Below are 25,573 nucleotides of genomic sequence, written 5' to 3'. Positions count from 1 at the left end.
AATAATTTCATAAAGATCGACGGGAGGCGATCCATTATGACGGATGCACCATTGGCGACGGGCATGTCGCAGCCCACATATACCGTACCGCCAAGCGAAACGGTTACCGCCTGGATCGTCTCGGATCTGGTGGAAACCTCATTTCCGGGAATTGCGGCACCGGCGGAAGACCGGGTCGATTATCGCTTCATCAACGGCTTTGTGGATGTTGGCGACCTGCCCTGCCGCAAGGCCTTTCAAGAGACGATGATCGGCCGTGACATCGCGCCCGACTCCAGCTTTACGGTTTCGCACCTCAACCTGCCGGGTTCTAACCGACGCGTTGAATTCACCGGTTTCTGGCACGTTCCGACCCATGTGCAGCGCTGGCTGAAGGGCACGTTCCGCAGCGACACCACAAGACAGGCGCATTTCCGGCTGCGCACCTGCGGCGGCGTGCGCATCTGGGTGGCCGGCGTGGAACAGGTCCGCTTTGAGCCCTTTATCCGCAATGTCGAAAGCAGCCGCGATATCACGCTCGAACTTGCGGCCGGTGATAACGAAGTGCTGCTGCTTTGCGAAGATCTGGCGGAACGTGACATCATCTGGTTCTTCGAGCTTGAGGTTACGGACGCCACGCCGCTCACCGTCGTGCTGCCGGTGCCGCTCGACCGGGAAGAAACGAAACGTCTTGCCGCACTGGTGCGCGATGTTCGCCCCGCACGCGACGTTTTTTCCGGCGCGGCCCTCGAGCTGGTTTTCGGGGCAGCACCTGCCAGCGACCTTCCCGTCCACATTGCGGTGAAAAGCCACGGCCACGAGCGCGCCGCCCTTGCCGAGGTCGATACCGTGTTGAAAGCCGGGCAATCGACCCTGACGATCCCCGAGACGGCAGGCATTTCGGACGGATATCATGGCGTCAGGATCACCATGGGTTCAGGTGCCGGAACGGTAACGCGCGTCATCGACGCAGCCTTCATGGGCGATATGGCGCCACAACCGGCCGCCACCGATATTGCCGAGCGAAAGAAAGCGGCATTGTCCTTCAGCGCCCGCTTTGGTGCATGGCGCATCGGCCGCGCGCTGGCAATGGTCGCTACCGGCAGCGGTGACATGAAGACGATTTCCGGCATCGTCGACGCAACGCTGCGGTCCATCGACCGGCGTGAGGATTGCTCCGATTTCGTGCTGGTGCCGCTTGTCTGGCTGGTGCGCGCCTATGGTGACCGGCTTCCCCCTCAGATGCTTGAGCGGATCAACTCTTCTATTCTCTCCTATCGCTACTGGGTGGACGAACCCGGCAACGACGTCATGTGGTTCTGGAGCGAAAACCACGTTCTGTGCTTCCATACCAGCCAGCTGCTCGCGGGAGACTATCTGCCGGACGCCATCTTCAGCGCCTCCGGGCGCACCGGCAGGGAGCAGGCTTTGCTGGCCGCAGACCGGCTGCAGCGCTGGTTCGACAGCGTCGAGGCGCACGGTCTCGCCGAATGGAATTCGGCCGCCTATTACCCGGTGGATTTCATCGGCCTTCTCGCCATCGAACATTGGGCCGAACCGGAACTTGCCGCCCGCGCCCGCCACCAGCTCGATCTCATTTTCGAAATGATCGCTCTGCACACGCTTGGTGGCGTTCCCTCCGGTTCCCAGGGCAGAGCCTATGACAAGGAGCTGCGCGCCGGGCCGCTGACGGAACTGGCACCTTTTGCGCAAGTTGCCTTCGGTCAGGGCTGGCTCAACAATGGCGTCGCCTCGCTGCCGATGTTCTGCTGTGGAGATTACCTGCCGCCACCGCATCTTGCCGCCCTGTCGCAACTGACAGGCGGCCGCATGGTTGAGGCGCGTTATGCGCAGGGACTGGAGCCGGGCAAACTCGTGCTCTTCAAGAACGAAGCAGCCCAGCTTTCCACTGTGGTGGACCACAAGACAGGTCGCAAGGGCCACCAGCAGCACGTCATGGACATCAAGCTTGCCGGCCATCCGATGGCGCGGCTGTGGGTCAACCATCCGGGCGAAGACGACCCCTGGGGCACGCAGCGCCCCTCTTATTGGGCGGGCAGCGGCATCCTGCCGCGCGTGGCGCAGCACCGGGATATCGCCATGATGGTCTTCGATACGGATGATCACCGCAATGATTGGACCCATGCCTATCTCGGTCGCGACGGGCTGGACGAGGTGGTGACGAAGGGTAACTGGCTCATCACCCGCGCGGGCCGCGGCTTTGCAGCACTTTATGCGACCAATGGGCTTGAACCTGTAACAGCAGGCGCCACCGCCGACCGCGAGATCAGATCACCTGGCCGCCGCGCTGGCTGGATCGGCATTATCGGCTGCGGAGATACGAACGCATTCGCGCACTTCCGCGAAAGAATTCTCGCCACGCAGGTCATGTTCGACGCCGACAGGCGCCTGCTGTCTGTCACACCGCCCGGTGGCCCCGAACTCTCCCTCAACTGGGACGGCAACTTCATCATCGGCGGGCAAGCCATGGCCTTCGACCACGAGCAGCCACAGCCACAGATCACCTTCGACAGTGCCAAAACCGCCGCAGGCAACGGCGTGGCACAGCCATTTTACTCCTAAGCGGAATGACCAGATGAACCAGCAAAGCATCGAGAAAGACACTCTCAGAACGACGATCGACAGCGTCGCCGCCGCCTTCAGCCGCCTCAAGGGCATACAGGAAGGCCTGGCAAGCGGCAGTTCCGACGGCAAGATCCAGTTCGATGAATGGGATTGGGAAGTGGGCGTTGGGCTTTACGGCTTCCTGCGCCGGGCGCTTGCCGCAAACGACCAGAAAGCTCTGGACGATCTCGTGACCTGGTACGGCTGGCAGATCGATCGTGGCCTGCCGCCACGCCAGATCAACAGTTCCGCGCCAATGCTGCCGCTCGTCATCCTCACCGAACATGTCGACCGGCCGGATTTCCGGGCGCTGGTAGAAGACTGGGCCGACTGGCTTGTGCACAAATTGCCGAAAACCGAAGATGGCGGCTTCCAGCACGTGGTCAAGGAGCGGCTTAACGAGGGTGAACTCTGGGACGACACGCTGTTCATGGCTTGTCTGTTCCTTGCACGCGCCGGTGTGGTCTGCAAACGTCAGGACTGGATCGATGAGGCAGTCTACCAGTTCATGATCCATGCGCGTTACCTGTCAGACCCCGTGACCGGGCTGTGGTATCACGGCTGGACCTTCATCGGACGCCACAATTTTGCGCATGCCTTCTGGGCACGCGGCAATTCGTGGATCACCGTTGCAATCCCCGAACTCTTCGAACTGGTGCCGACGCTTGCCGAAAAGGACAAACGTTTCCTCGCCAATGTGCTTGCAAGCCAGGTGCGTTCGCTGCGCCAGTATCAGCGCGAGGATGGCATGTTCCACACGCTCCTCGACGATCCGACTTCGCCGGTCGAGACGTCGGCAACCGCTGGCATCGCCTATGGCATTCTGCGCGGCATCGAGGCAGGTATTCTCGGCGAAGAAAACCGCGCCCATGCCGAGCGGGCGCTGAAGGCGGTGCTGGGCAATATCGATGACGAAGGCGTCGTGCACGGTGTGTCGGACGGGACGCCCATGGGCCACGACCTCGATTTCTACCGCCGCATTCCCAATTTGCCGACACCCTATGGGCAGGCGCTGACGATGCTGCTCCTGATCGACGTCTTTCTGAAGAGGCCGCAGGCATCATGAGTGCTCACACCAATATCACCATAGCCGCCGAGGGACGTGACGCCACTGCCGATATCCAGCAGGCAATAGATACAGCATCGGCTGCAGGCGGCGGCGTCGTGTCGCTCTTGGCCGGACGGCATGTCAGCGGCGGCCTTCATCTTAAAAGCGGCGTGGAACTTCACCTTGCACAAGACGCGGTGCTTGCGCCGATTTCCGACTACGACGCCTTTGCCCATACGTCCGTTTCTGTCATCGCCGAGGATTCCGACCGCGGCATGATCGTCGCAAAGGGCGCGAGCAACATCGCCGTCACCGGCCCCGGCCGTATCGAGGCTGGCGGTGAGAACTTCATCATCGATGACGACGAAGCCATGGGAACCTATGTGCCCGCGAAAAAGAGGCCGCGTGTCATGGTTCTGGAATCCTGCCGCGACGTTCGCCTTGAAAACCTCGTCGTCAGCGGTTCGCCAATGTGGACCCTGCACATGGTCGATTGCGAAGATCTGAGTTTCCGCAACATCCGTGTCGAAAACGATCGCCGCCTGCCCAACACCGACGGCATCGTGCTGGATGCCTGCCGGCGCGCACTGATCGAGGATTGCTCCATCTCCACCGCCGATGACGGTATCTGCCTGAAGACCAGCGCCGGACCGGATGGCAAGGCTGTTGGCGCCTGCGCCGATATCACGGTTCGCCGCTGCACTGTCTCAAGCATGAGCTGCGCCTTGAAGCTCGGCACGGAATCCTTCGGCGATTTCACCGACGTGGCGTTCGAAGACTGCAAAGTCATCGCATCCAATCGCGGCATCGGCCTTTTCTCCCGCGATGGCGGCGCCATGCGCAATATCCGCTTTTCGCGGATCGAGGCGGAGTGCCACGAAACGCCGGGCGGGTTCTGGGGATCGGGCGAAGCCGTGACTGTCACCGTGGTAGACCGCCGGCCGGAACGTCAGGCCGGTAAGGTTGAAAACCTTGTGGTGGAAGACGTGAGCGGCTCGATGGAAGGGGCGATAAACCTCGTCGCCACCTCGAGCGCCGGCATCCACAATGTCACGCTCGCGCGCATTTCACTGTCGCAGCAGCCCGGCAAACTCGGCACCGGCCTGCAATATGATCTTCGCCCGACCAATGCGGACATTGCACCAAGCCCGGAAGCTGCCGGGCGCGCCAATGCCTGGACACGCAGCGCAGACGGCAGGATCGTCGGACTTGAAGATTACCCCGGCGGCATGCCTGCGGTCTATCTGTCCGGCGTTCACGGATTTTCTGCGCGCGACGTTGCCATTGGAAGAACGATGCCCTTACCCGAGGGCTGGAATGCAAAAGAGATCGTCGCAGAGACGACCTTGCCCGAAGGGAGCAGGTAATGGGAAGTCTAAAGCTGGAAAACCTCAACAAGGCATTCGGTGCCGTTCATGTCCTGCATGATATCGATCTTCAGATCGAGAACGGGGAATTCGTCGTTTTCGTCGGTCCTTCCGGCTGCGGAAAATCCACGCTGCTGCGCATCATCGCCGGCCTTGAGGATGTGACGTCAGGCACCATCGGCATTGGCGGACGCGACGTCAGCGCGCTCTCGCCGGCCGAGCGCAAGATCGCCATGGTCTTCCAGTCCTATGCGCTCTATCCACATATGAGTGTGCGCAAGAACCTCGCCTTCGGCCTTGAAAACCTGCGTTTCAAGCGGGCGGAAATCGAAAGCCGCATCAACGAGGCGGCACGCATGCTGGCCATCGAACCCTATCTCGACCGCAAGCCGAAACAGCTTTCCGGCGGCCAGCGCCAGCGCGTCGCCATCGGCCGCGCCATCGTGCGCGAGCCTGACATTTTCCTGTTTGACGAGCCGCTGTCGAACCTCGATGCGGCGCTGCGCGTGCAGACCCGCGCCGAAATCACAAGGCTGCATCGCGATATCAAGACGACAATGATCTATGTGACCCACGATCAGGTGGAAGCCATGACCATGGCCGACAAGATCGTGGTGCTGCGTGCAGGCCGCATCGAACAGGTTGGCAGCCCGCTCGAGCTTTTCGACAATCCGCGCAACCTCTTCGTCGCCGGCTTCCTCGGTTCACCGCGCATGAACATACTAAAGGGCACATTCGTCGCCGGCAGCGACGGCGGTTTCGCAATCGACACCGGATACGGCGTGTCCCTGCCCTGCCTCGTCGATCCCGCCGTGGCTACCCCCGGACAGGCAGTTCTGGCGGGCATCCGCCCCTCGCATTTTGTCATCACGCAGGAAAAGGGCCTGCCCTTCGAGGTGCAGTATCACGAGAGCCTCGGCACCGAGACCTATCTCTACGGCAATCTTCAGGGCCAGAAAGAGCAGATCATCGTGCACCAGGCTGGCCACTTCGCACCCGCTTCAGGTTCAATTCTGAACATCATGCCGGCGCGCGAACGGGTGCATGTCTTCGACCCCGAAACCGAACTGGCGCTGCCGCGCCTTGACAGCCACGGGAGAGACTAGCATGGCCAATCCGACGCTTGCGAGACTGTCCGACCGCGTGCTCGACGCCGTGATGGCGATTGCCGAAGTGCCGCTCAACCTCATAGAGCGGCTGATCGGCAAAAGGCGCATGCCCTATATTTTCCTGATGCCGAACCTCGTTCTCTTCGGCATCTTCACCTTCCTGCCGATTGCCATTGCCGTCGGTTACGCCTTTACCGGCGGCACCGAGCTGCTGATCACCGACCGCCCCTTTGTCGGTCTGGAGAATTTCGGCAAGCTGCTCGATTGCCAGAGCTATATGGACCCTGGAAGCTGCCGGGAATCGCTGTTCTGGACAGCGATCTGGAACACGCTCTGGTTCGTCGGCTTCAACGTTGTCGCCACGCTGTTCGTCGCGCTGGTCACGGCCCTCATTCTTAACAGGGCGATTGCCGCGCGCGGCTTCTTCCGCGCCATGTTCTTTTATCCCGTGCTGCTGTCACCTGTTGTCATCGGCCTCATCTGGAAATGGTTTCTTGACCGCAACGGACTGCTGAACGCCTTCTTCCAGATGCTCGGCGTGCCGCCGGAAATCTTCCTGCTGGATGTCGGCTGGTCGCGCTTCTTCGTCGTGGTCGTATCCGTCTGGTTCCACATGGGCTTTTACACGCTCATCCTGCTGGCCGGGCTGCAGGCCATTCCCAAAGACCTTTATGAAGCAGCCGCAATCGACGCCGCTTCGCCCCGACGCACATTGCTGCGCATCACCCTGCCGCTGCTGGCTCCCAACCTTCTCGTCGTACTGATCCTTTTGATGATCCGCTCAGTGCAAATATTTGATGAAGCCTGGGTTTTGACCAATGGCGGCGGGCCGGGCACGGCCAACACGTTCGTGGTGCAATATATCTACCAGATGGCCTTTGGCAGCGATCTCAGGCTCTTCGGCCTCGCATCCGCCGCATCGGTTCTGATGGGCCTTGTTCTTCTCGCGCTGACGCTCGTGCAACTGCGCCTCGGCAAAAAGATGGAGTCCTGATAATGTCCGGCAATATAAACGCAGTCACTTTCCTGACGCGAACCCGCCGCCCCGGCAGGATCGGTCTCACCGATATTCTCTCCTGGGTGTGGCTCATTGGCGGAACGCTCGCGGTGCTCATACCCGTTGTCTGGGCCGCCATGTCCTCGCTGAAGCCGGAAGCCGAGATCACACGGTTTCCGCCGAGCCTTCTGCCGCGCGCCGCCGTGCAGGTGGAAGTTCCAGGTTATGACAGGCCGCTCAGCCTCTGGACCGTCACCATCGACGGCATGGAGCGGGAGATGGCCATGGTCCGGCGCGTTGGCATCAAGGCGCAGATGGTGGATCCGGCCAATCCCGGCCCGCCGGTCAGCGTCGACACACGCGAAATGTCGCCCGTCCAGAAACTGACGATCGCGACGCAGAATTTCACCGATCCCTTGACCCAGTTCAACTTTCTGACTTTCCTGAAAAACTCGGTCTTCGTCACTGTTGTCGCGACCGTTTTAACCTTGATCGTCAACGCCATGGCGGCGTTTGCTCTCTCGAAATACCGCTTCCGCGGCGAGAAGGCGATTTTCGTGCTGATCATCTCCACGCTGATGATCCCACTTACCGTCGTCATGGTGCCAGCCTATCTTGTTATCGTCGGTGTCGGCCTCGTCGACAATCTCTGGGGTGTCATCATTCCCACCGTCGCGACGCCAACCGGCGTGTTCCTGCTCCGGCAATATATGCTGACGATCCCGGACGAACTGATCGAAGCCGCACGCGTCGATGCGGCCAGCGAATTCCGCATCTTCTGGCGCATCATCCTGCCGCTGACGGCACCTGCACTAGCGGTTCTCGCAATCTTCTCGGTGCTGTGGCGCTGGAACGACTTCCTCTGGCCGTTGATCGTCCTCAGCAGCCGCGAGAACTTCACACTGCAGGTGGGCCTGAACGCCTTCCAGGGCGAGTTCTCGGTGCAATGGCACTATATTCTTGCCATGACTTTCCTCAGCCTGGCGCCGGTTACCGTCGTGTTCCTGTTCCTGCAACGCTATATCACGACAGGCATTGCTGGGACGGGCATGAAGTAAAAGCTCGGTATCACTTGGGGGGCGGTGCGATGCTGCCCCTCAGCACAAGTCGACAGCCAAGTTCCAGCCGGTGCGCAGGCCGGGTCGGGTCGGCGGCGACAAGCCGCTGCTCCAGCAGGGAAAGTGCCGCACCACCCAGCCTGTCGGCGGGCAATTGAACGGTGCTGAGCGGTGGCGCACTGAAGGCCGCCGGCATGATATCGTCAAAACCCAATACCGAAACATCATCGGGAACCCGGACACCGGCTTCCGTCAGTGCTTTCAGACAGCCGAGCGCCAGATTGTCGGCAGCGCAGAAAATCGCCGTTGCATTTCTGAGCGGGCGCTCCTCGGCCAGCAGGCGACGAATGGCGGTTTCGCCCCATTGGGGTTCATAACTCTCCACCTCAATGACCATATCCGCAGGCACCGGAAACCCCGCCGCAAGAAATGCGTCGCTATAGCCGTCGAAACGGCGGCGGATCGTCGTGCGCCCCTTCCAGGTAATGTGCAGAATATTGCGGTGCCCAAGGGAAAGCAGGTGCTCGATGCCGAGGCGGGCGCCGAAACGGTTCTCGGCCGTCACCGTATCGACGATCATGGCCGGGTCCTCGCCATTGATCAGCACCACCGGTTTGCCGAGCGCCGAAAGCGCCTGAACCAGTTGCGACCGGTCATCGTTCAACACCACGATGCCATCCACATTGTCGGCATCCGCCGCCTGCGCCACCGCGACAGGGTCAAGCCGGCTTGTGGCGCTGACGAAGGGAACGATGCGAATGCCGCGCCGTTCGCATTCGCGCCGGAAGCCGTTCAGCATCGTCCAGCTGACCATGTTGAGATCACTTTGCGGAGCCGCATCGTTGGTCATTGCCAGCAACACCACGCGCAGGGTCGCAATCGTCGCCTTCTGCCGGCGGTTTTCGAGATAACCGAGCGAACGGGCCGCTTCCAGCACCCGCTCGCGCACCAGCGTGGTCAGGGGGGCCGTGCCGTTAAGGGCGTGCGAAGCGGTGCTAAGCGAAACATTTGCCTGCTGCGCCACATCCTTAAGCGTCGTTTTCCTGTCTATTTTCATAAAAGGGAAATTCACCCACTCTTTTAAGGATGGGGCGGGCAAGAAACCGGCACAAAGCAGTTGATTTCAAGAATACCCGAGCCCGATTGCTGCTCTGTTCTGTCATGCAAAGATTACAGCATCATCCGTAAAAGCGGAATTGATTTCTCTGTGTTTTCTACCAATCAGCCTGTATTCGAACGCAAGCACCGCCTGCAGCAAACCGCAGGCGGTGAGGCGGTCATAGCGCCTTGGAGATATGGTCGATACTGTCTCTGACGGCAGCAGCCGGGTCTTTCAACTCATGCACCTCAGCCGCGAAAGGCTCGAAGCTGTAAGGCCCCTTGTAGCCAGCTGCCTCCAGCGTCCTGATCTGGGCAAGATTCTCCAGCCGGTCATCGCTATCCACAAAAACGCGGTGGGCGTCCAGCATGTCGGCGACGGAGACGGCGGGGTCTGTCACGCCTGATATGTGGACGAGGCCGGTGCGTTCGGGGAAAAACACCGTCTCTCCTGCCAGATGATGATGGAAAGTGTCGTGCACCAGCCTGTAGACATCGCCCCCGTCTGCCGCGTCGATGGCCTTGACGGCCTCAGCCTTGGTACGCAGCGAAGAGACGGGGAAACCGAGCGGTTCGACAAGGCCGGTCAGCCCACGTTCCTCGAGGATGGGCTTCATGGCCTTGAGCGCGGCCACGAGATCGTCGAACGGTACCTGTCGGCCCTCGTTGAGCGGGCACATGACAAGCGCCTTCGCACCACTTGCGGCGGCGTAATCAGCCATCACGACTGCCCTTTTTGGCAGATCACCCGACCAGACGTTGAAGGGATAAAGCGCGTTGATGGAGATGATGGTCACACCGGCCTTTTCGGCCGCGGCCTTCACGGCAGCCGGGTCCACCGTGCCGACGATGTCAGGCAGGTCGTTGCGGATTTCGACTTCGCTAAGGCCAAGATTGCGCGCTGTCGCGAAGAAGTCCCCGAGGGAGAGTTTTGGTGCGGTGATGTGGTTGATGGCAAAACGCATGAGATATCCTCACTTATAAAGGGCAGGACGCGCGGGAAGGTCGATGGCGACCGCAGCGCCACCGGTTTCCTGCGCGGTGACGCAGGCATCGGATGTGATGGCGGCCACGTAACCGTCCCAGGAATTTGGTCCGGCCGCAGTCCCCTTCGCCGCCGCATGGATGAAATCCTGCAGCTCGACATCATAGCTCGCGATAAAGCGATCCTTCCAGTCTGTCAGGATATCGTTCTGTAGCTTGGCGCCAAGGCGGGTCTGGACGGACATCGGCTCCGGCAGGCTGGCGATGCCATCCTCTCCCACCACCTGGCACTGAATATCATAGCCATAATGGCAATTGACGAAAATTTCGACCTCGATGAGCGTGCCCCTGGTGGTCTCCAGAATGACGATCTGCGGATCCTTCAGCTGTGCATGGCTTCTGGCCGCCGAGCGGGGAAAGAGGACCCGCGCCGAAACATAGTCATCGTCGAGCAGCCAGCGCAGCACGTCGATCTCGTGGATCATCGTGTCGTGGATGGCCATAGCAGTCACATATTGCTCCGGAACCGCCGGATTGCGATGGGCGGCGTGCACCATGATCGGTGCGCCGATCTTGGTGTCGACGGCCTGTTTCAACGCCACATAACCGGCGTCATAACGGCGCATGAAGCCCACCTGAACAAGCCGCTTGCCCTGCGCCACCTCGGCGTCAACGATGCGCTTTGCCCCTTCCGCCGTTGTCGCCAGCGGCTTTTCGCAAAAGCAGGGCTTGCCGGCGGCAATGGCGGCCAGCACATATTGCTCATGCGTGGCACCCCAGGATGTCACCAGAACGGCGTCCACATCCGGCGATGCAATCAGTTCCTCGCCGGTGGCGAAAGTGACGGCGTCCGCAGCAATGTCGTTCTTCACCGCCTCGGCGGATGCAGGGTTGACGTCACTCAGCGCCACGACCTTTGCGCCTCCGAGGACCTTATTGATGCGGCGGGCATGGTCACGGCCAATCGCCCCGGTGCCGATGACACCAATTCTCACAGTCATGGGAAAAACCTCACTTGCGGTATTTTTCGATATAGTTGTTGATCTCGGCGCACATGAACCTGCCCGATTCATCGGCCCTGTCCTCCCACGCGAAAACACAGGAAGTCATGATGCCGTCGAAGCCGATTTCGGAAAGCGTGCCGAAGAAGTCGTCCCACGGCACCTCACCCTGGCCGATGTTCAAGTGCTGGTGCACGCGCGCCTGCGTGCCGGGCGGGTTGAGAATGTAGCGCAGCCCTGAACTGGCCTTGTGATTGAAGGTGTCACCGACATGCACGTGGGCGAGCACATCCTTCGCTTCGCGCAGCATCGCCTTGGTGTCGTCGCCGAAATAGAAGGTGTGCGGGGCGCAATAGAGAAACTTCACATTCTTCGAATTGACGGTGCGGATGATGTCGAGCGCCGGCTGAAGTGTCTCGCACCAGTCTTCCGGATGCGGCTCGACATGCAGATTGATGCCTTCGCGCTCGAAGATCGGCACAAGTTCTTCCATTGAACGCCACCAGGAATCCTCGCAGGCCTCGATCATCGAGCCGGTATGGCAGCAATAGCAGGAACCCTTGTCGGGATGCGGTCCACGGCCAAATTCGGAGTTCATCGTATCGACCTCCAGTTCGACGGCGATCTCGATGGCGCGTTTCCAGTGCTTCACTGCCGCCTGCCGCTCGGTCTCGTCATTGGAGGCCCAGCGATACATCGGCAGCAGCGAGGCAATCTTGACGTTTTCGGCCGCCAGCGCCTTCTTGAACGAGCGGATCCTTTCGGGAAACACGCGTGGCGCCTTGAACCATTCGAGGAAATCGGCGCGCGGGCTGAGCTCGATCCAGTCGTAGCCGAGCTCCCTAACTTTGGCGGGAAGGGCTTCGAGGCTGAGATGGCGGTGCATGAACGGGTCGATGGCGATGCGCATTTACGCTTCCTTGTCGTCGGTATCTGTTGAGGTCGTTGCGGACAGGTTAGGCCGCGGTCCGGGAGAAGAGACCGCGGCCTTGGGCCTGCTTGTCCATGAGCGGCCCCTTGGTTTATTGCCGGCTTTCCCAGTGAATGCTGGCCTCAGTTCTTCGCCTGATAATCCTTGAGGTTGGCGGGCGTGACGAGTTCGAAGGGCACGAAGACCTTCTTGTCGATCGTCTCGCCCTTGGCGAGTTTCAGCGCGGCATCCACCGCGCCCTTGCCCTGGCCGGCGGCATTCTGGAAAACACTGACATCCAGTTCGCCCGCCGCCATCGCGGCAAGTGCATCCTGGGTCGCGTCGATACCCGCGATGATGACGCCGTCCATCGGCCGGCCGGCCGCCTTCAGCGACTGGATCGCGCCGATCGCCATCTCGTCATTGTTGGAAATCACCGCATCGAACTCAACGCCAGCCGAGAGCCAGTTGGTCATCAGGTCCGACCCCTGCGTGCGCGACCAGTTGGCTGATTGCTCCTCAACGAGCTTGATGAAGCTGCAATCCGGTGTGGCGACGACCTCCTTGATGTCCTCGGTCCGCATGCGAGCCGCCTGGTTGGAGAGTTCGCCCATCATCACCACTGCCTTGGCTTCCGTCTTGCCGGCAGCTTTCAGAAGCCGGCAGACTTCCTGCGTCTGCAAGGTTCCCGACTGTTTTTCATCGGAAGCGACGAAGGCCTGCTTGTCCGGCAGGTTGTCGAGATTGACCGGCTGGCGGTTGACGTAGACAAGCGGAATGCCGGCTGCGGCAGCCGCCTGCGAAAGCGCCACCGTCGCATCCGTATCAACGGGATTGACGATGATGGCGTCGACGCCAGCGGCGACAAAGTTCTGCACCTGGCTCAATTGTTTGCCGACATCGTTCTGGGCGTCCTCGATCTGCAGCGAGACACCGTTCATGCCCTTCGAATAGTCGATCATGCCGTTACGCAGCACGGTCAGGAAATTGTCGTCGAACAGGGCCATCGAAACGCCGATGGTCTGAGCCGAAGCCGTGGTCGCCAGCATGGTGGCCAGAGCCGCAATCGCAAAATGTCTTTTCATGTCATCCTCCTCCGAAACTCTTGAAAAGAAACCGGTCGCACAGCCGCAAGTGCATCGCGCCACAGCCGATCGCCGGCAAAAGGATACCCGTCGCCGAAGATGGACATCTGCGGCGTTTGGCAACCTTGAAACATCGTTATTGTCGTGGATCAGCCTCCTGCCCGCTCCACATGCCGGCACCATGATCCTAGTCCGGGGCCGGCGTCAACGCGTCTTCGGCGGGAAAAACCATCATGGCTGATAGAAATAGACGCTGCATTTATGATAGAATCTATCAAACCATCAAAGGCTCTCAGGAACCCATAGATGAGCGGGCACAAATCTCTGTCCCGGCGTTTCCGCCATGCCGTGTTCGATGGTGTGAACCATCGTGGCAACGAGGTCCGTGCATAGTTCGCGAAGCGGTGTCTGGAACACGCCGGTAATACGCCGCTCAAGCAGCGCCTGACGGGATTCCGGCGTCAACTCGTTGACGAGGCAGACGATGGTTTCCTGGCGGTTCTCCTGCTGCAAGGCCTCGATCACACCTTCCATGCCGCCGCCGATGCAATAGATGCCGACGAGATCTTGGTGTTTGGCGATGGTGTCCATGACAAGCTCGTAGGTCAGCCGCCGCGTTTCCAACGTGATCAGCGCGTCCATCACCTCGAATTCCGGCGCATATTCCCTGATATAGCTGCGAAAACCGGTTTCCCGCAGTGAATGGCCGTGAAAACGGTGGCCACCGAGCAATAGCAGCACCTTGCCCTTGCTGCGCGCCAGCCGCGAGATCATCCACGCCGCCGTGCGCCCAACCTTCATGTTATTCGCGCCAAGATAGGCCTCCCGCACACCCTGCGCGAAATCGGAAAGCAGGGAAAAGGTGGGAATACCCTTCGCCTTCAGCGCCTCAACGGCCGCCGTAACGTCATGATGGTCAGGCCCGGTGGCCGCCACGGCCTGCACCCGACCTTTCATGGCCGTCAGAAGGCCCGCAAGCTCGCTCGGCTCGCCCGACTGCGCAAATTCGATGCGCAGGTTCAGATGGCGATCCCTCACGTTGCGCGCCGCAAGCTCCAGCTCGTCGGCAAATGTCTGGTAAAAGGAGTGCCGTTCTTTCCGCAGAATGATTCCGAGATTATAGGACGGCAGATCGGCCAGCATGCGCTGGCGGATGATGTTGGTGGCATGGAAACCGATCTTTTCCGCCGCCTCGAACACCCGCCGCGAGGTTTCCTCCCGCACCGGCAGGCGACCATTCAATACCCTGTCGACAGTCGCAACGCTGACGCCGGCGGCGTTTGCAACATCTGTGATTGTCGGACGCTTCATGAAGACACCCCTTACACGGAAAGAATCCTGTCATACCCCGCAAAACATGTCACGGATCGTGATAGAATCCAACGCAAACCGAGATTTCGGCGAGGGGTGCCATAGCACGCGGCATAAATATTGATGGCTGGGGTGTCTGGTGCGAGGCCTGCTTATCCACGTCCCTCATCTTTGTGCTTGTCACAGAGATCCAGCCAGCCCAAATCCTTGGGCCGAAAAGGCTCCCTCCGCCGCGCAGACCCGCGTCGGCTGGATTCCTGTGACAAGCACAGGAATGAGGGGAGCTGGAATGCACCAACGCGAGAAAATCAAGCGTGGAGTTCCTGAGCACCTGCCGACATAGGTGAAGACACGGCGGCAGCGGCATCCGGACCGTTCAACAGAACCGAATGCCGCGGTCCCGTCAGACCCGCTCGAGCGCCACGGCAATGCCCTGCCCGACGCCGATGCACATGGTCGAAAGCGCATAACGCTTGCCGGTCAGAGAAAGCTCGAGTGCTGCGGTGCCGGCAATGCGCGCACCGGACATCCCAAGCGGATGCCCAAGCGCAATCGCGCCGCCATTTGCATTCACCCGCGCATCGTCATCGGCAATGCCGAGCTGGCGAAGCGTTGCGAGACCCTGGCTGGCGAAGGCTTCGTTCAGCTCGATCACGTCAAGCTCTTCCTGTTTCAGGCCGAGACGCGCCAGAAGCTTGGCTGAGGCAGGCGCAGGGCCGATGCCCATGACGCGCGGCGGAACGCCGGCAGTTGCTCCGCCGAGAATGCGGGCAATCGGCGTCAGGCCGTATTTCTTTGCGGCTTCAGCCGAAGCGATGATGAGGGCCGCCGCACCGTCATTGACGCCGGATGCATTGCCCGCCGTCACTGTCGCACCGTCGCGCTTGTTGACAGGCTTCAGCTTTGCAAGAGCTTCAAGGCTCGTAGCGCGCGGATGTTCGTCTTTAGACACCACCAGCGGATCGCCCTTGCGCTGCGGGATCGTGACCGAGACGATTTCCTTGTCGAGGCGGCCATTGGCCTGCGCGTCGGCTGCCTTTTGCTGGCTGCGAACGGCAAAGGCGTCCTGATCTTCGCGGGAGACCTGATAATCGACGGCGACGTTATCACCGGTCTCCGGCATGGAATCGACGCCATATTGCGCCTTCATCAGCGGGTTGACGAAACGCCAGCCGATGGTCGTGTCGTAGATTTCGGCGTTGCGTGAAAAGGCGCTTTCGGCCTTGGGCAGCACGAAGGGCGCGCGGCTCATGCTTTCCACGCCGCCTGCGATCATCAATTCCGCCTCGCCGGATTTGACGGCACGGGCAGCGGCGATGACAGCGTCCATGCCCGAACCGCACAACCGGTTGATCGTGGTTCCGGTCACCGAAACCGGCAGGCCGGCCAGCAGCAGCGACATGCGGGCAACATTGCGGTTATCTTCGCCCGCCTGGTTGGCGCAGCCGAAGATCACGTCCTCAACGGCTTCCCAATCCACGGACGGGTTACGCTCGACAAGCGCCCGCAAGGGCACAGCACCGAGATCGTCAGCCCGCACTGAAGACAATGCACCGCCGAAACGGCCGATCGGTGTGCGGATATAGTCGCAGATGAATGCATCGGTCATCGGTTGTTCCTCAAAGTTCCGGGGCGACAAGATCGGCGACTTCGCCATCGACATGGAGAGGCGCACCGGTCATGGCCTGCAATTCATCGAAGCTCATCGCCGCCAGCTTTTCGCGCAAAACGAAACGGCCATCCACGACGTCAATCACCGCATGGCTGGTGTAGATGCGGGTGATGCAGCCGACGCCGGTCAGCGGAAAGGCGCATTTTTCGACAAGCTTCGGCTCGCCGTTCTTCGTCACATGTTCGGTGATGACGAAAACCTGCTTGGCGCCATGCACCAGATCCATGGCGCCGCCAACGGCGGGCACGCCCTTGGAGCCAACGCGCCAATTGGCGAGATCACCATTCTGCGCCACCTGATAGGCGCCGAGGATCGCCACATCCAGATGCCCGCCGCGCACCATGGCGAAGCTGTCGGCATGGTGGAAGAAGGAGGCACCCGGCTTCAGCGTCACGGCCTTCTTGCCGGCATTGATGAGGTTCCAGTCCTCTTCACCTTCCGGCGGCGCTTCGCCGAAATTCAGGATGCCGTTTTCGGTGTGGAAGATAGCCTGACGGCCGGGCGGCTGGTAACGGGCGACCATTTCAGGAAAACCGATACCGAGATTGACGTAAGCGCCATCCTCGATGTCCTGCGCCGCGCGCCAGGCGATCTGGGCGTTGGAAAGCTTGATATCGTCGCGAGTGTTGATTGGCTGGGTCATGCGTAGGCTACTCCCGCGCGAATGAGAATTTCTTCCTGTTGCGGATTGGCGATTTCCACGACGCCGTTGACGAAAATGCCGGGCGTGACGACATGCTCGGGGTCGATCTCGCCGGCAGCGACGATCTTGGAGACCTGGGCGATGGTGGTGGCTGCCGCCATGCACATCAGCGGGTTAAAATTGCGCCCCGCCTTGTTATAGGTGAGATTGCCGTAGGTATCGCCAAGCTCAGCCTTGACGATGGCGAAATCCGCCTTCAGCCAGCGTTCCTGAACATACGACCGGCCGTCGAATTCGGCGATCGGCTTGCCATTGGCAAGCTCCGTACCAAAGGCAGTCGGGGTGTAGAATGCCGGGATGCCCGCGCCACCGGCACGGATACGCTCGGCAAGCGTGCCCTGCGGCACAAGTTCCAGCTCGATTTCGCCGGCCAGATATCTGTCGGTGAAAGCGCGCGGATCGGAAGAGCGCGGAAACGAGCAGATCATCTTCTTGACCATGCCCGCATCGATCATTGCGGCAATGCCGATACGGCCATTGCCGGCGTTGTTGTTGATGACCGTCAGGTTTTTCGGTCCCTTGTCGATCAGGGCGTGGATCAGCTCGATGGGCGCGCCGGAGCCGCCAAAACCGCCGATCATCACCGTCGCGCCGTCGCCGATACCGGAAATGGCATCAGTCGCGCTCTTGATTGTCTTGTCCATATCAATCCTCCATCCAGCCCAGCAATGGGAACTCGCAAGGCTGCTTTGGCGCAGAGCTAAATCCGAATCCGCCTCGACGGCAACAATTTTGTGCGTTATATGATTTTTGTTCGTATATCGCACAAATGGAGCGTGACATGGCCGTCAATGAAAGAGACATGATGGGCGGTCTCGCCAAGGGGCTGAAGGTGATCGAGGCGTTCAGCGCCGAGCGCCCGCGCCTGTCCATATCAGATGCCGCTGACATCGCAGGCCTTGACCGCGCCACCACGCGGCGCTGTCTGCTGACACTGTCGGAAATGGGTTACGCCGCCTATGACGGCAAGTTCTTCACTGTGACGCCCAAGGTGCTGCGGCTTGGCACCGGCTGTCTTGCCACCATGCCGCTGCCGCGCATCGTCCAGCCCCTTCTCGACCGTCTTTCGGAAGAGATCGGCCACAGCACATCAGTCTCCATTCTGGACGATACCGAAATCGTGTATGTGGCGCGCGCCGCCCAGCAGCGGGTCATGTCCATCGCCCTCATGCCTGGCTCGCGCCTGCCCGCCTATTGCACCTCCATGGGCCGCGTTCTCCTCTCAGCCCTTACACCGGAACGGCAGCGCGAGGTCCTGGAACACTCGCGGCTGGTGGCACGGACGGAAAAGACGATGACCGGTATCGACGCCCTGCTCGACGAACTCGAGGCGACCCGCAATCGTGGTTATGCCCTGATCGATCAGGAGGTGGAGATCGGCCTTCGCTCCATCGCCGTGCCGGTGAAAACCGTGCGCGGGCAGACGGTCGCAGCACTCAATGTCGGGCTTGCCGCCTCGGTAGCGTCGATGGACGATCTGGTGGAGCGATATCTGCCGGCACTGCTTTCCGTTCAGCGTGAACTGGGAAGAATGCTTGCCTGAGGTGAGGCCGAAGCCGCGCCGTCATCTCCCATTTTCCGCCGTTCAGCCAATCGCCATGCCCGCGGTGTCATGCCTGTTTCCCGCTTGAAGAAGCGGTTGAAATAGGCCGGGTCGGCAAAACCGAGATCTTCCGCAATCATCTGCACGGTCGATACGGTGAAGATCAGTTCCTGCTGGGCGATCTCGATCTGTCGCCTGGCGACAAGCCGTTGCAGGCTGAGGCCGGAAACGGAACGGACGAGACGGTTGAGATGGGTCTCGGAAAGGCCGAGCTTCTGCGCATAAAACGCCGCCTTGCGCGGCTCGCGAATATGTCGGGCGATCAGTGACAGCAGGAGTTCGAAGCGCTGTTCCGCAGGGCCTTCCCCGGTTCTCTCCAGTAGAGGCCGCGCCGCTCGCGCAAGAAGCGCAGCCACGGTGGCAAGCTGACCTTCGATCATGGCCTCCCGGCCTATCTCGTGGCTTTCATACTCCGCGGAGATATGTTCGAAATCCCTGCGCAATCGCTCGCCCTCGGAGAAATCCTGCAACGGCAACAACACGGGCTGCTGGAAATTCCGCAGCAGCAGCGCCTGTACGGATGCGGCAAGCGCGCCCGGCAGCACGGTGACGATCACCCCGCCAATATCACGCGAAAAACGAAAGCCGTGCTCGAAACCCGGCGGTACGACAATGGCGACCGGTGGGCGGATAGCCTCGGTGCGGCCATCCAGCAACGCATCGCCCTCGCCGCCCCAAATGTACAAGATTTGCAGGAACGCGGCATGCCGGTGCAGGCCGATTTCAAAGCGATGCAGGCTGCTTCTGGAAAAAAGCGTCTCGCAATGAAAGCGGAAAGCGGTTCCTTGCGCTGTCTCCTCGCCATATAGGCCTTCATTCGCCGCAACCCGCATGTCACCCCCAGCTCCCCGCATCATGGTCGAATTGTGCAATTTACGGATCAGAAAGTCCATTGAGCTTGTCGCGCGCTTTGGTCAATTTCCTGACAGGAGACAATTCCGGGAGGAAAATAATGCGCACCAAGGTCGCCATCATCGGCTCCGGCCCTTCGGGTCTGCTGCTTGGTCAGCTGCTTGCCAATGAAGGCATCGATACCGTCATTCTCGACCGGGCCGGCAAGGACTACATCCTCGGTCGGGTCCGCGCCGGGGTGCTGGAAGAAGGCACAGTGCACCTTCTGGAAAAGGTTGGCGCCGACAAACGCCTGCACAAGGAAGGTCTGCCGCATGACGGTTTCTCGCTGGCCTTTGACGGGCGCGATCACCGTATCGACCTCTTCGATCTGACCGGCGGCAAACGGGTAATGGTCTACGGTCAGACGGAGGTGACGCACGACCTGATGGATGCCCGCGAAAAAGCGGGGCTTACCACAATCTATGAAGCCTCGAATGTGGAGCCTCATGATTTCGAAGGCACCAGCCCCTACGTCACCTATGAGAAAGACGGCGTAAGCCATCGGATAGATTGTGATTTTATTGCCGGATGCGATGGGTTTCACGGCGTCAGCCGCAAATCCGTGCCTGAGCGCTCGATCACGGAATTCGAAAAGATATATCCCTTCGGCTGGCTCGGTATTCTGGCCGAAGTGCCACCCGTCAGCCACGAACTCATCTATGCCAACCATCCCAGTGGTTTTGCGCTCTGTTCCATGCGCTCGCACACGCGCAGCCGCTATTACCTGCAATGTTCGCTGGAAGACCGGCCGGAGGACTGGAGCGATGAGCGCTTCTGGGATGAAATCCGCCGCCGCCTGCCGGAAAACCATGCCGATGCCCTGGTGACCGGGCCGTCATTTGAAAAATCCATTGCACCGCTTCGGTCCTTCGTGTGCGAACCGATGCGCTTCGGGCGGTTGTTTATGGCGGGCGACGCCGCCCACATCGTGCCGCCGACCGGCGCCAAGGGCCTCAACCTTGCTGCCAGCGATGTGCATTATCTCAGCGAGGCGCTCATCGAATTTTATCGTGAAGGGTCGGAAGCGGGCATCGATTCCTATTCGCAGAAAGCGCTATCCCGCGTCTGGAAGGCCGTGCGCTTTTCCTGGTGGATGACGACAATGATGCACCGCTTTCCCGATACCGGCGAATTTGGCCAGCGTATCCAGGAAGCGGAGCTGGATTACCTCGTGCATTCCCGCGCTGCCTCCACGGCGCTTGCGGAAAACTATGTCGGGCTTCCCTTTTAGGAAACAGTTTCGGGCTTCGGGTCGAGCAGTTCGCGCGCAGCTTCGCGAATGGCCTGTATCAGCAGCGACAGCGGCAGTGAGGGCTGCGTATCGGCCCGCACCGTCAATCCGACCGGGCCGCTGGTATCGGCGGTATCGACCGGCAGGATCGCCAGAGTTCCATCCGCCACATCGCCTGCGACCACCCCTTCCGAAATGATCCAAACGGCATCACTGGCGCGCAGGAACGCGCGGCCAAACGCATCCGATACCGTTTCGATGCGGATCGGCAAGGCCGGCACCCCATTGGCGATCAGGAACTGCTCGACGATGGGACCGATTACCGACTGGCGGGTGGGGATCAATACCGGAAACTCGTGCAGGTGATCGAAAACCGAAATGCCCGGCGACAGCAGCGGATGGCCGGCGCGCACGACGAACCGCACCTTTTCGGAATAGAGATGCTCGAAGGAAAAGCCCGCCATCTTTTCCGGCGCAGCCAGGCGCCCGACGACGAGATCCAGATCGCCGACGCGCAACTGCTCCAGAAGAACGGCATTGTCACCGGTGACGATCTTGACCGGGCTGCCGGTTTTTTCCGAAAGAAATCCCGCCATGGCTTTCGGCATGATCCTCACCGAAACGGTTGGCAAGGCACCGACGCGAACCGGCGGGCCGGCACGCGCCGCCTCCTGCGAGACGGAATCGACCGCATGGCGAAGTGCCGTCATCGTTGCCCCGGCATGGCGCAGGAACACCTCGCCATAGCGGCTGATGCGGATGCCGCGCCCCTCGCGGTCGAACAGCGAGACGCCCAGAATCTCCTCGAGTTCGCGGATGGTTTTTGTTACCGCCGGCTGGCTGACATGCAGGATTTCTGCCGCACGAATGACGCTTTTCTGGCGCGCCACCTCCACGAAGGTCTGAAGATGCCGGAACTTTATACGCTGCTCGACCATCGAACATATAATCCATTGGTTATATTTTTCACCGATAATGTCATTTTACTTAACCGGAACGTGCTTGCAATATCGTCAACAGGAGGACGTACATCATGCATTTTCTGCGCTGTGGCGAAAACGCGATCCATTATCGTGCGCACGAACTGGAAAGCGGCAAGCCGGTCATCGCCTTTATCAATTCGCTTGGCACCGATTTCCGTATCTGGGATGCGGTGATTGCGGAACTTGGCGACAAATATGCTTTCGTCCTGCACGACAAACGTGGCCATGGCCTGTCCGATATCGGCCGCCCTGCCTATTCGATAGACGATCACGCGGACGACCTGATTGCCATCCTCGATCATCTTTCCGTCGACAATGCGGTCATCTGGGGTCTGTCGGTCGGTGGACTGGTTGCACAGGGAATTTATGCCCGGCGTCCCGATCTCGTGCGTGCCCTTGTGCTCAGCAATACCGCCCACAGGATCGGCACCGCCGAGATGTGGAACGCGCGCATCGACAAGATCGCCGCTGACGGCCTTGCCTCGCTGATCGATCCGGTGATGGAGCGCTGGTTCACACCAGCCTTTCGTCAGCCGGACAACTTGGTTTATGCGGGTGCACGCAACATGCTTTCCCAACAGCCGGAGGCCGGTTACAGCGGCACCTGCGCCGCCATACGCGATGCCGATTTCACGCACGAAGCGGGCCGCATCGCTGTTCCGACGCTCTGCGTGGCGGGCGATGAAGACGGGTCGACACCGCCAGCACTGGTGCAATCGCTGGCGGACCTCATTCCCGCAAGCCGTCTCGCCACCATCGCACGCTGCGGCCACATTCCTTGCCTTGAACAACCGCTCGCCTATGCGCAGGCGGTCGGTGATTTTCTGAAGACCTTGCCGGAGCAGTGACAGATGGCGGACAATATCGACAAGAACGAGAGATTTGAGCAGGGCATGAAAACGCGCCGCGCCGTGCTCGGTGACGCGCATGTCGACCGCGCGCAGACGGTGACAACGGGGTTCGACCAGCCGTTTCAGCAGCTCATCACCGAAGCGGCCTGGGGCACGGTCTGGTCCGGTAACCACTGGACGAAGCGCGAGCGCTCGATGGTCACCATCGCCTTGCTTGCCGCACTCGGTCAGGACGAGGAGCTCGCCATGCACGTGCGCGCCACCGCCAATACCGGCGCCACCGAAGCGGATATTCGCGAAGCGCTGCTGCATGTCGCAATCTATGCCGGCGTTCCCGCCGCCAACCACGCTTTCAAGACCGCCAAGCTTGCTCTGGCCGGCATGAAAGCCGATAGTTCCCGCGACGAGGAGGAGACGAAATGAGTAATACAAAGCCCGAAACCGGGCCGTTCTTCGCACGCGACCGCGACATTCATCCGCTGGCCTATGCTCCCTGGTACAAGACCTCTGTCCTGCGTTCTCCGCAGCGCGCCCTGATTTCGCTGGAAGGCACCAAAAGCGAGATCACCGGGCCGGTTTTCGGCCACAGCCTGCCGAACGAGCTGGATAACGACCTGATCCTCAATTATGCCCGCCCTGGCGAAATGCCGATTGGCCCGCGCATTCTGGTCCACGGCCGGGTGCTGGACGAGCGCGGCCGCGGCGTGGACGGTGCGCTCGTGGAATTCTGGCAGGCCAATGCCGGCGGGCGGTATCGCCACAAGAAGGAAACCTATCTCGCCGCCATCGATCCGAATTTTGGCGGCGTCGGCCGCACGATCACGGATGAGAACGGTTATTACTGGTTCAAGACCATCCAGCCTGGCGCTTACCCCTGGCCGAACGGCGTCAACGACTGGCGGCCTGCCCATATCCACTTCTCGGTCTTCGGCCACGGTTTTGCCCAGCGGCTGATAACCCAGATGTATTTCGAAGGCGATCCGCTGATCTGGAAATGTCCGATCGTCAAAACCATCCCGGACGAGGATGCGATCAAGCGGCTGATCGCGCCGCTGGATATGAATTCAAACATTCCCATGGACATGCTGGCATACAAGTTCGACATCGTGCTTCGCGGCCGCCGCTCCACGTTTTTCGAAAATCGCAAGGAAGGCAACTGATCATGGTCCAGCCGCTCGGTTATCTCAAGGAATCAGCGTCGCAGACGGCAGGTCCATATGTCCATATCGGCTGCACCCCCAATTTCGTTGGCATCGAGGGCGTGTTCGAAAAGGACCTGGGCTCCGGCGCGCTCTATAACGACAAGGCTCGCGGCGAACGCGTAAGCGTGCGTGGCACGGTCTACGACGGCGCTGGCATGCCGCTGAAGGACGCCCTGATCGAAATCTGGCAGGCGGATACGGACGGTTATTACAACAGCCCCAGCGAAACACGCGGCAAGGCGGATCCGAATTTCACCGGCTGGGGCCGCTCGCCCGGCGACATGGATACCGGCGAATTCATCTTCGACACCATCAAGCCCGGCAAGGTGCCCTTTCGCGACGGCCGGTGGATGGCGCCGCACATCACTTTCTGGATCGTGGCGCGCGGTATCAATATCGGCCTGCAAACCCGCATGTATTTTCCCGAGGAGCAGGAGGCCAATGCCGCCGATCCGGTCCTTGCCCGCGTCGAGCAGAAAAGCCGCATCGCCACCCTTGTCGCCAAAAAGGAGGAAGGAAACATCTATCGTTTCGATATCCGCCTTCAGGGCGAGGGCGAAACCGTGTTTTTTGATATCTGAGCGGAGCCGTAACCTGAGATGAGCCTTTCCCCCTTCGAACATCCGTTTCTCTCCGGCCTTTTTGGCGACAGCGAAATCGTTGAGCTGTTTTCGGCCAGAGCGGATATCGATGCCATAATCCGTTTCGAGACGGCGCTGGCGCAGGCGCAGGCCGGGGCGGGCGTCATTGAAGCGGATGCGGCGGATGCGATCGTCTCGCGCCTTTCCGATTTTGCCGCTGATACCACCGCGCTTCGCCATGGCGTCGCCAAGGACGGCGTTGTGGTGCCGGAACTTGTCCGGCAGATGCGGGCGGCGGTTGCCGGTACGGCGGCGGAAAAGCTGCATTTCGGCGCCACCAGCCAGGATGTCATCGATACCAGCCTGATGCTGCGGCTGAAGGCGGCAGCGGAAATCATCGCGGCACGGCTCGGCCGCCTCATCGATACGCTGGGTGATATTGCGGCCCGCGATGGCAGCAACCCGCTGACGGGATATACCCGCATGCAGGCCGCCATCGCCATCACGGTCGGCGACAGGGTGGAAAGCTGGATCGATCCGCTGGAACGGCATCTGGTTCGGATCGACACGTTTTTGCAGCACGGTTTTGCCGTCCAGTTCGGCGGCGCGGCCGGCACGCTGGAAAAGCTCGGCGACAATGCCGGCACTGTCCGCGCCGATCTCGCAAAGCGTCTCGGCCTTTCTGACAGGCCGCAGTGGCACAGCCAGCGCGACGGTATCGCCGAGCTTGCCAATCTGCTGTCGCTCGTCACCGGCACGCTTGGCAAGTTCGGGCAGGATATCGCGCTTCTGGCCGAAGTCGGCGCCGAAATTCGCATGAGCGGCGGGGGTGGTTCCTCGGCGATGCCGCACAAGCAGAACCCGGTCAATGCGGAAACGCTGGTGACGCTGGCACGCTTCAACGCCGTGCAGATTTCGGCGTTGCACCAGTCTCTCGTTCACGAACAGGAACGTTCGGGCGCGGGCTGGATGCTCGAATGGCTGTCGCTGCCGCAAATGGTGACGGCAACGGGGTCCTCACTCCTGATCGCCGAGCGCCTAGCGGGGCAGATCGACCGGCTGGGAGCAAGCGAAGAATAAAAAGGGAATGGCAGGTTTTCGCGAAGACTGAGCGGCCTTCGGGCGCTTTTGCCAGCGAGATGGGAATGGCGCGGGCGCGCGATGAAAACGCTTGCGACCAATCACATTAGTCGTTGATAAAAAACGACTTTCTTTAACAAGACGAATGAGGAAAAAGTGATCTTTAAGCTGTTTCTAACCGGAGTTGGCGCTTGACACAAA

At 60.5% G+C, this 25,573-nt stretch carries 24 protein-coding genes; 13 read left to right on the top strand and 11 right to left on the bottom strand.

Annotation, left to right across the window (positions count from 1 at the left end; translation table 11 throughout):
- Positions 1 to 36 precede the first annotated feature (36 nt).
- Genes AC1DCP_RS13580 through AC1DCP_RS13555 form a run of 6 tightly spaced genes read left to right on the top strand, consistent with a single transcriptional unit; the run spans position 37 to position 8,183 of the window.
- On the top strand, positions 37 to 2,562 hold the full coding sequence (locus AC1DCP_RS13580; RefSeq protein WP_476774321.1) for a hypothetical protein: 2,526 nt from the start codon (positions 37 to 39) through the stop codon (positions 2,560 to 2,562).
- A 13-nt stretch (positions 2,563 to 2,575) separates the two neighbouring features.
- Positions 2,576 to 3,670: a beta-galactosidase BglB gene (bglB, locus tag AC1DCP_RS13575; RefSeq protein WP_013762386.1), complete on the top strand. Its 1,095-nt coding sequence runs from the start codon at positions 2,576 to 2,578 to the stop codon at positions 3,668 to 3,670.
- Complete coding sequence (gene pglB, locus AC1DCP_RS13570) at positions 3,667 to 5,019, top strand: polygalacturonase PglB (protein WP_476774320.1); 1,353 nt, start codon at positions 3,667 to 3,669, stop codon at positions 5,017 to 5,019. Before bglB ends, pglB begins: the two co-directional genes overlap by 4 nt.
- Complete coding sequence (locus tag AC1DCP_RS13565; RefSeq protein ID WP_038495122.1) at positions 5,019 to 6,125, top strand: ABC transporter ATP-binding protein; 1,107 nt, start codon at positions 5,019 to 5,021, stop codon at positions 6,123 to 6,125. The genes pglB and AC1DCP_RS13565 overlap by 1 nt, the downstream gene beginning before the upstream one ends.
- Before the next feature lies 1 nt (position 6,126).
- Complete coding sequence (locus tag AC1DCP_RS13560) at positions 6,127 to 7,122, top strand: carbohydrate ABC transporter permease (protein WP_004431062.1); 996 nt, start codon at positions 6,127 to 6,129, stop codon at positions 7,120 to 7,122.
- Positions 7,123 to 7,124: 2 nt separating this feature from the next.
- A complete protein-coding gene (locus AC1DCP_RS13555) occupies positions 7,125 to 8,183 on the top strand; it encodes a carbohydrate ABC transporter permease (protein ID WP_013762383.1) in 1,059 nt (352 codons plus the stop codon).
- A 10-nt stretch (positions 8,184 to 8,193) separates the two neighbouring features.
- Here the strand turns inward: AC1DCP_RS13555 and AC1DCP_RS13550 are convergent, their stop codons facing one another.
- The 9 genes from AC1DCP_RS13550 to AC1DCP_RS13510 form a co-directional block, all read right to left on the bottom strand.
- Positions 8,194 to 9,240 carry a LacI family DNA-binding transcriptional regulator gene (locus AC1DCP_RS13550; RefSeq protein WP_174012362.1) on the bottom strand — a complete coding sequence of 349 codons (1,047 nt, stop codon included), beginning with the start codon at positions 9,238 to 9,240 and terminating at the stop codon, positions 8,194 to 8,196.
- 220 nt (positions 9,241 to 9,460) lie between these two features.
- The gene (locus AC1DCP_RS13545) at positions 9,461 to 10,246 is read right to left on the bottom strand and encodes a TIM barrel protein (RefSeq protein WP_476774319.1); all 786 of its coding nucleotides are present in this window, start codon (positions 10,244 to 10,246) and stop codon (positions 9,461 to 9,463) included.
- A 9-nt stretch (positions 10,247 to 10,255) separates the two neighbouring features.
- On the bottom strand, positions 10,256 to 11,266 hold the full coding sequence (locus AC1DCP_RS13540; protein ID WP_476774318.1) for a Gfo/Idh/MocA family protein: 1,011 nt from the start codon (positions 11,264 to 11,266) through the stop codon (positions 10,256 to 10,258).
- A gap of 10 nt (positions 11,267 to 11,276) precedes the next feature.
- Positions 11,277 to 12,176 (bottom strand): sugar phosphate isomerase/epimerase family protein, encoded by a 900-nt coding sequence (locus tag AC1DCP_RS13535; RefSeq protein ID WP_112494602.1) that lies wholly within the window; start codon positions 12,174 to 12,176, stop codon positions 11,277 to 11,279.
- A gap of 143 nt (positions 12,177 to 12,319) precedes the next feature.
- Positions 12,320 to 13,261 carry a sugar ABC transporter substrate-binding protein gene (locus AC1DCP_RS13530; RefSeq protein ID WP_112493261.1) on the bottom strand — a complete coding sequence of 314 codons (942 nt, stop codon included), beginning with the start codon at positions 13,259 to 13,261 and terminating at the stop codon, positions 12,320 to 12,322.
- Positions 13,262 to 13,543: 282 nt separating this feature from the next.
- Entirely contained in the window at positions 13,544 to 14,572 is a 1,029-nt protein-coding gene (locus AC1DCP_RS13525) for a LacI family DNA-binding transcriptional regulator (RefSeq protein ID WP_060642650.1), read from the bottom strand.
- Positions 14,573 to 14,975: 403 nt separating this feature from the next.
- Positions 14,976 to 16,181, bottom strand: a complete 1,206-nt coding sequence (pcaF, locus tag AC1DCP_RS13520; protein WP_019567006.1) for a 3-oxoadipyl-CoA thiolase — start codon at positions 16,179 to 16,181, stop codon at positions 14,976 to 14,978.
- Positions 16,182 to 16,191: 10 nt separating this feature from the next.
- A complete protein-coding gene (locus AC1DCP_RS13515; protein WP_004431045.1) occupies positions 16,192 to 16,887 on the bottom strand; it encodes a CoA transferase subunit B in 696 nt (231 codons plus the stop codon).
- Complete coding sequence (locus tag AC1DCP_RS13510) at positions 16,884 to 17,591, bottom strand: 3-oxoacid CoA-transferase subunit A (RefSeq protein WP_013762375.1); 708 nt, start codon at positions 17,589 to 17,591, stop codon at positions 16,884 to 16,886. Before AC1DCP_RS13510 ends, AC1DCP_RS13515 begins: the two co-directional genes overlap by 4 nt.
- Before the next feature lie 137 nt (positions 17,592 to 17,728).
- On the opposite strand from AC1DCP_RS13510, the gene AC1DCP_RS13505 reads away from it, so the two are divergent.
- Positions 17,729 to 18,490, top strand: a complete 762-nt coding sequence (locus AC1DCP_RS13505; protein ID WP_004431042.1) for an IclR family transcriptional regulator — start codon at positions 17,729 to 17,731, stop codon at positions 18,488 to 18,490.
- On the opposite strand, the gene AC1DCP_RS13500 is transcribed toward AC1DCP_RS13505, so the two are convergent.
- Complete coding sequence (locus AC1DCP_RS13500) at positions 18,460 to 19,383, bottom strand: helix-turn-helix domain-containing protein (RefSeq protein ID WP_145166907.1); 924 nt, start codon at positions 19,381 to 19,383, stop codon at positions 18,460 to 18,462. The two genes, AC1DCP_RS13505 and AC1DCP_RS13500, sit on opposite strands and share 31 nt — an antisense overlap.
- A 119-nt stretch (positions 19,384 to 19,502) precedes the next feature.
- On the opposite strand from AC1DCP_RS13500, the gene pobA reads away from it, so the two are divergent.
- Positions 19,503 to 20,675 carry a 4-hydroxybenzoate 3-monooxygenase gene (pobA, locus tag AC1DCP_RS13495; protein WP_476774317.1) on the top strand — a complete coding sequence of 391 codons (1,173 nt, stop codon included), beginning with the start codon at positions 19,503 to 19,505 and terminating at the stop codon, positions 20,673 to 20,675.
- On the opposite strand, the gene pcaQ is transcribed toward pobA, so the two are convergent.
- Positions 20,672 to 21,613, bottom strand: coding sequence for a pca operon transcription factor PcaQ (gene pcaQ / locus AC1DCP_RS13490; protein ID WP_013762372.1), 942 nt, complete (start codon positions 21,611 to 21,613; stop codon positions 20,672 to 20,674). The two genes, pobA and pcaQ, sit on opposite strands and share 4 nt — an antisense overlap.
- Positions 21,614 to 21,708: 95 nt before the next feature.
- Between pcaQ and pcaD the strand changes: the two genes are divergently transcribed.
- The 5 genes from pcaD to AC1DCP_RS13465 are packed head-to-tail and all read left to right on the top strand — an operon-like array spanning position 21,709 to position 25,372.
- Entirely contained in the window at positions 21,709 to 22,506 is a 798-nt protein-coding gene (gene pcaD, locus AC1DCP_RS13485; protein ID WP_013762371.1) for a 3-oxoadipate enol-lactonase, read from the top strand.
- A gap of 3 nt (positions 22,507 to 22,509) precedes the next feature.
- Positions 22,510 to 22,932, top strand: coding sequence for a 4-carboxymuconolactone decarboxylase (pcaC, locus tag AC1DCP_RS13480; RefSeq protein ID WP_004431033.1), 423 nt, complete (start codon positions 22,510 to 22,512; stop codon positions 22,930 to 22,932).
- Positions 22,929 to 23,669: a protocatechuate 3,4-dioxygenase subunit beta gene (gene pcaH / locus AC1DCP_RS13475; RefSeq protein WP_476774316.1), complete on the top strand. Its 741-nt coding sequence runs from the start codon at positions 22,929 to 22,931 to the stop codon at positions 23,667 to 23,669. Before pcaC ends, pcaH begins: the two co-directional genes overlap by 4 nt.
- 2 nt (positions 23,670 to 23,671) lie before the next feature.
- Positions 23,672 to 24,292, top strand: coding sequence for a protocatechuate 3,4-dioxygenase subunit alpha (gene pcaG, locus AC1DCP_RS13470; protein WP_013762369.1), 621 nt, complete (start codon positions 23,672 to 23,674; stop codon positions 24,290 to 24,292).
- 18 nt (positions 24,293 to 24,310) lie between these two features.
- On the top strand, positions 24,311 to 25,372 hold the full coding sequence (locus AC1DCP_RS13465) for a 3-carboxy-cis,cis-muconate cycloisomerase (RefSeq protein ID WP_112286089.1): 1,062 nt from the start codon (positions 24,311 to 24,313) through the stop codon (positions 25,370 to 25,372).
- Positions 25,373 to 25,573: the final 201 nt, after the last annotated feature.

Source organism: Agrobacterium sp. 10T429 (genome assembly GCF_056393925.1).
This window is presented reverse-complemented; position numbering and strand designations above follow the sequence as displayed.

What these genes read in the sequence shown, in the direction of transcription:
- AC1DCP_RS13580 (WP_476774321.1), top strand. Translation starts at nt 37, where the DNA reads ATGACGGATGCACCATTGGCGACGGGCATGTCGCAGCCCACATATACC.
- bglB (WP_013762386.1), top strand. Translation starts at nt 2,576, where the DNA reads ATGAACCAGCAAAGCATCGAGAAAGACACTCTCAGAACGACGATCGAC.
- pglB (WP_476774320.1), top strand. Translation starts at nt 3,667, where the DNA reads ATGAGTGCTCACACCAATATCACCATAGCCGCCGAGGGACGTGACGCC.
- AC1DCP_RS13565 (WP_038495122.1), top strand. Translation starts at nt 5,019, where the DNA reads ATGGGAAGTCTAAAGCTGGAAAACCTCAACAAGGCATTCGGTGCCGTT.
- AC1DCP_RS13560 (WP_004431062.1), top strand. Translation starts at nt 6,127, where the DNA reads ATGGCCAATCCGACGCTTGCGAGACTGTCCGACCGCGTGCTCGACGCC.
- AC1DCP_RS13555 (WP_013762383.1), top strand. Translation starts at nt 7,125, where the DNA reads ATGTCCGGCAATATAAACGCAGTCACTTTCCTGACGCGAACCCGCCGC.
- AC1DCP_RS13550 (WP_174012362.1), bottom strand. Translation starts at nt 9,240, where the DNA reads ATGAAAATAGACAGGAAAACGACGCTTAAGGATGTGGCGCAGCAGGCA.
- AC1DCP_RS13545 (WP_476774319.1), bottom strand. Translation starts at nt 10,246, where the DNA reads ATGCGTTTTGCCATCAACCACATCACCGCACCAAAACTCTCCCTCGGG.
- AC1DCP_RS13540 (WP_476774318.1), bottom strand. Translation starts at nt 11,266, where the DNA reads ATGACTGTGAGAATTGGTGTCATCGGCACCGGGGCGATTGGCCGTGAC.
- AC1DCP_RS13535 (WP_112494602.1), bottom strand. Translation starts at nt 12,176, where the DNA reads ATGCGCATCGCCATCGACCCGTTCATGCACCGCCATCTCAGCCTCGAA.
- AC1DCP_RS13530 (WP_112493261.1), bottom strand. Translation starts at nt 13,261, where the DNA reads ATGAAAAGACATTTTGCGATTGCGGCTCTGGCCACCATGCTGGCGACC.
- AC1DCP_RS13525 (WP_060642650.1), bottom strand. Translation starts at nt 14,572, where the DNA reads ATGAAGCGTCCGACAATCACAGATGTTGCAAACGCCGCCGGCGTCAGC.
- pcaF (WP_019567006.1), bottom strand. Translation starts at nt 16,181, where the DNA reads ATGACCGATGCATTCATCTGCGACTATATCCGCACACCGATCGGCCGT.
- AC1DCP_RS13515 (WP_004431045.1), bottom strand. Translation starts at nt 16,887, where the DNA reads ATGACCCAGCCAATCAACACTCGCGACGATATCAAGCTTTCCAACGCC.
- AC1DCP_RS13510 (WP_013762375.1), bottom strand. Translation starts at nt 17,591, where the DNA reads ATGGACAAGACAATCAAGAGCGCGACTGATGCCATTTCCGGTATCGGC.
- AC1DCP_RS13505 (WP_004431042.1), top strand. Translation starts at nt 17,729, where the DNA reads ATGGCCGTCAATGAAAGAGACATGATGGGCGGTCTCGCCAAGGGGCTG.
- AC1DCP_RS13500 (WP_145166907.1), bottom strand. Translation starts at nt 19,383, where the DNA reads ATGCGGGTTGCGGCGAATGAAGGCCTATATGGCGAGGAGACAGCGCAA.
- pobA (WP_476774317.1), top strand. Translation starts at nt 19,503, where the DNA reads ATGCGCACCAAGGTCGCCATCATCGGCTCCGGCCCTTCGGGTCTGCTG.
- pcaQ (WP_013762372.1), bottom strand. Translation starts at nt 21,613, where the DNA reads ATGGTCGAGCAGCGTATAAAGTTCCGGCATCTTCAGACCTTCGTGGAG.
- pcaD (WP_013762371.1), top strand. Translation starts at nt 21,709, where the DNA reads ATGCATTTTCTGCGCTGTGGCGAAAACGCGATCCATTATCGTGCGCAC.
- pcaC (WP_004431033.1), top strand. Translation starts at nt 22,510, where the DNA reads ATGGCGGACAATATCGACAAGAACGAGAGATTTGAGCAGGGCATGAAA.
- pcaH (WP_476774316.1), top strand. Translation starts at nt 22,929, where the DNA reads ATGAGTAATACAAAGCCCGAAACCGGGCCGTTCTTCGCACGCGACCGC.
- pcaG (WP_013762369.1), top strand. Translation starts at nt 23,672, where the DNA reads ATGGTCCAGCCGCTCGGTTATCTCAAGGAATCAGCGTCGCAGACGGCA.
- AC1DCP_RS13465 (WP_112286089.1), top strand. Translation starts at nt 24,311, where the DNA reads ATGAGCCTTTCCCCCTTCGAACATCCGTTTCTCTCCGGCCTTTTTGGC.